This is a genomic window from Parvibaculum sp. (assembly GCF_035511255.1).
In the GTDB taxonomy this organism is placed as follows: Bacteria; Pseudomonadota; Alphaproteobacteria; order Parvibaculales; family Parvibaculaceae; genus Parvibaculum.
The window spans coordinates 1-3,376 of record NZ_DATKFR010000221.1 but is presented as its reverse complement, the minus strand read 5'-3'; the positions used below and the strand labels follow the sequence as shown (position 1 = coordinate 3,376).

Annotated in this window: 5 protein-coding genes; 3 read left to right on the top strand and 2 right to left on the bottom strand. The window is 66.4% G+C overall.

The features are described 5' to 3' along the window. Position 1 precedes the first annotated feature (1 nt). The gene (locus VMR03_RS08705) at positions 2-808 is read right to left on the bottom strand and encodes a hypothetical protein (RefSeq protein ID WP_325404260.1); all 807 of its coding nucleotides are present in this window, start codon (positions 806-808) and stop codon (positions 2-4) included. Positions 809-889: 81 nt separating this feature from the next. Here VMR03_RS08705 and VMR03_RS08700 point away from each other — a divergent pair, with 81 nt between their 5' ends. After that, the gene (locus VMR03_RS08700) at positions 890-1,768 is read left to right on the top strand and encodes an SDR family oxidoreductase (RefSeq protein ID WP_325404258.1); all 879 of its coding nucleotides are present in this window, start codon (positions 890-892) and stop codon (positions 1,766-1,768) included. 76 nt (positions 1,769-1,844) lie between these two features. Then, complete coding sequence (locus tag VMR03_RS08695) at positions 1,845-2,237, top strand: translational machinery protein (RefSeq protein ID WP_325404256.1); 393 nt, start codon at positions 1,845-1,847, stop codon at positions 2,235-2,237. Positions 2,238-2,246: 9 nt separating this feature from the next. Here VMR03_RS08695 and VMR03_RS08690 read toward each other — a convergent pair whose 3' ends face one another. Further along, positions 2,247-2,681: a MarR family winged helix-turn-helix transcriptional regulator gene (locus tag VMR03_RS08690; protein ID WP_325404254.1), complete on the bottom strand. Its 435-nt coding sequence runs from the start codon at positions 2,679-2,681 to the stop codon at positions 2,247-2,249. A gap of 128 nt (positions 2,682-2,809) precedes the next feature. Between VMR03_RS08690 and VMR03_RS08685 the strand changes: the two genes are divergently transcribed. Beyond that, positions 2,810-3,376 (top strand): chromate transporter (locus tag VMR03_RS08685; RefSeq protein WP_325404252.1); only part of this gene is annotated, 567 nt, incomplete at its 3' end.

Below are 3,376 nucleotides of genomic sequence, written 5' to 3'. Positions count from 1 at the left end.
CTTACTTCCCCTTGTCGAGCAGCCCTTGCGCGGCGGCCGCCGCCGGATCGTCGGCGCGGTTCATCTCCTTCGCGAACCGCACCACGTCCTGCCAGTCGGCGCGGGCGCCTGCGACGTTGCCGGTTGCCGCGCGCATGCGGCCGCGCTCGAGCAACGCATCGAGATTGTGCGGGGCTAGTGCCGCCGCGCGTTCGGCATCGGCGAGCGCCGCTTTCGGATAGCCGAGATTGCGCAAGGCCGTCGCGCGCAGCGTCAGCGCATCGACCAGCGTCGGGCTTTCCGCCAGCGCCTCGCCGGCATCGGCGCGCACGCCGTCCCAATCCTTTGCGAGCGCCCGGACGCGCGCGCGCCCGAGATAGAGGGCGGGCTCCTGCGGGGCGCGCTTGATCGCCTCGTCGTAGGCCGCGCGCGCCTTGCCGAGATTGCCGGCGACCGCCCAGGCAGTGCCGGCCTGCGCATAGACCTCCGCCCGCGTCTCGTCGGGTGCGGCGTTCATGCCGTCGGCGAGTTCCTGAAACCGCGCCGCCGCTTCGTCCGCCTCTCCGAGCGACGAAAGAGCCAGCGCCTCGCAATGGAGCGCCGCCTGTCCGCCGCCGAGCGACTTCCATGCCCGCGCATAATCGAGCGCCTTGGCGGCCTCCCGGTCCGTCAGCCCGATACAGGTCTCGTAATCATGCGGCGTCGAGGGCTTGGCAGCGGGAGCCTCGGTTGCGGCGGGCTTGGCCGCGTCGGCGGCAATAGCCGGCAGGCCGAAGCCTAGGGACGCGAGCAGGATAAAAAGGGGAAGGCTTTGTCTGGCGGTCATCATGGGCGATAACCTCCCCGAGGCGTCGGTCTATTGCAAGTTAATCAGGGAACCATGGTGAACGGGCCGGGATCGGACAGGACGATGAGGCGCCTTTTCTGCTTCGGCCTCGGCTTCAGCGCCGGGGTGCTGGCGCGGCGTCTGCGCGATCGGGGCTTCGCCATCGCCGGCACCTGCCGGAGCGCGGAGAAGGCGGCGAGCCTCGCCGCGCAGGGCTTCGACATGCACCTCTTCGGCGAGGGCCATCCGCTCGCCGATCCGTCTGCAGCTCTCGCCGGTACGACGCATCTCCTCCTTTCGGTTCCGCCGGGAGAGGCGGGCGATCCCGTCTTCCTCGCTCATGGGAGGGACATTGCGGCGCTCGCACCAAGGCTCGAATGGGTCGGCTATCTCTCGACGACGGGCGTCTATGGCGATCGCGGCGGCGATCAGGTGACCGAGGCATCGCCGCTGACGCCCTCGACCGAACGTGGCCGCCGGCGTCTCGCGGCCGAAGAGGCATGGGGCTCGCTCCATCTGCCGCTCCACATTTTCCGCCTCGCGGGTATTTACGGCCCTGGCCGCAACCAGCTTCGCGGCATCCTCGACGGGACCGCGAAACGCATCGTGAAGCCGGGGCAGATTTTCTCCCGCATCCATGTCGACGATATCGCCGGCGTCCTCGAAGCCTCGATCGCGCGCCCGCGTCCCGGCGCGGCCTATAATGTCTGCGACGACGAGCCGGCGCCGCCGCAGGATGTTGTCGCCTATGCGGCGAAGCTCCTCGGCCGTGAGCCGCCGCCGGAAATCGATTTCGACAAGGCTGAGCTTTCGCCCATGGCGCGAAGCTTCTATGCCGAATCGAAGCGCGTCTCGAACCGGCTGCTGCATGAAGAGCTGGGCGTCAGGCTTCGCTACCCGACCTATCGCGAGGGGCTTTCGGCGCTTTTGGCCGCTGAAATTGCGGCGGCGCCGAACGGATAGGGGGCTTGCATTGATCTGCCTCAGGGAATGCCCGCCGCGCCTGAGCTAGCTTCGCTTCAACCAAAGAGGAATGCTCATGACCCATTTTCACGCCGCCGTCTGGATCGACCATCACGAAGCCCGCATCGTCTCCTTCAATCCCGACGAGCATGCGACGGCGACGCTCCACCACCATCAGGCGGTCAAGCACACGCAGCACAGCGCCGGCAAGTCGCGCAACTGGCGCGCGCCGGAAGATCCCGCCTATTACGAAGAGGTCGCCAAGTCGCTCGACGGCTTCGGCGAAATCCTGATCGTCGGTCCCGCCAATGCGAAGTTCGCTTTCCTGAAGCACCTGCAGGCAAAGCATCCGGCGCTGGCGGCAAAAGTGGTCGGCATCGAGACGGTCGACCATCCGAGCGACGGCGAACTCACCAATTACGCGCGCGCCTATTTCCACAAGAAGGATCGCACGCTGCCGCAGCTCTGAGCGGGCGCTTCACGCTTCGACCATCTGCCGCATCAGCTCGCCGGCGAGGCGCAACACTTCGCGCTCCGTCGGCGAAAGCTTTTCGATGGCGGCCGCGAGCCAGACCTCTTTCAGCTTTGCATCCTCGCGCAAGGCGATCCGTCCCGCCTTGGTGATGCGCACCAGCACGCGCCGCCCGTCGCTTGGGTCGGGCGCGCGTTCGATCAATTGATGCTCTTCCAGCGCCGCCAGCACCCGCGTCAGCGATTGCGGCTGCATGTGTTCCAGCGCCGCCAGCGCGCTCGGGATCGTCTCTCCGTCGCGATGAAGGCGCCCGAGGATGCTGAGGCTCATGCTGCTGAGCGCGACCTCCGACTGCGTCGCCCGCAACCGCCGCGACAGCGTCACGATACTTTGCCGCAATTCCTGGGCGATACGGGCCGATGGGGAAGCGTCAGTCTGCATTTTTATAAGCTTATGATTACAATATATGGTGTATATCTCGGCTTGAGCATACATAAAATCCTGAAATAAAGCGATACAATTCGATATTCTTCGTTGATTTAATAAACATAAGCTTGGTATTTTGGGGCATGACAGAGCCCGCAGCAGAAATCCCGAACGCAACCATCCGTCCGAAGCTCGAGCCGGCTTCCCCCGGCGCTCTCTTCCTCGTCTTTTTGAAACTCGGCGCCGCCACAACCTTCGGCGACACGAAGGCGCTGGTGCAGCGCGAACTTGTCGAGCGCCGCCGCTGGCTGGGCGAGCCGGCGCTGCGCAGCCTTCAAGGTCTCTCGCGTATCGCGCCCGGCTTGCCGCCCATCAATCTCGCGGTGGCGGTTGGCCGCCGCCTTGGCGGCACACGCGGCGCGGTGGCCGCCGTGCTGGCGACGCTCGCCGTTCCCGTCCTCCTCGCGGCGGCGGCGGGCGTCGCCTATGCGGCGTCGGGACTTCACGTCGCGAGCCTCGAAGCCGGCGCGAAGTCGCTGGGCGCCTCCTCCTTTCTGACCGGCCTTGCGGCGGCGAGCGCCGGCATGGCCTTCGCCTCAGGCTTCGGGGGCTTGCGCCGCATCGGCATCTCGCCCGGCCATGTCGCGATCATTCTCCTGATGGCCGGTGCGATGATGCTGCTTCACTGGCCCTTCGCGCTGGTCGTGCTG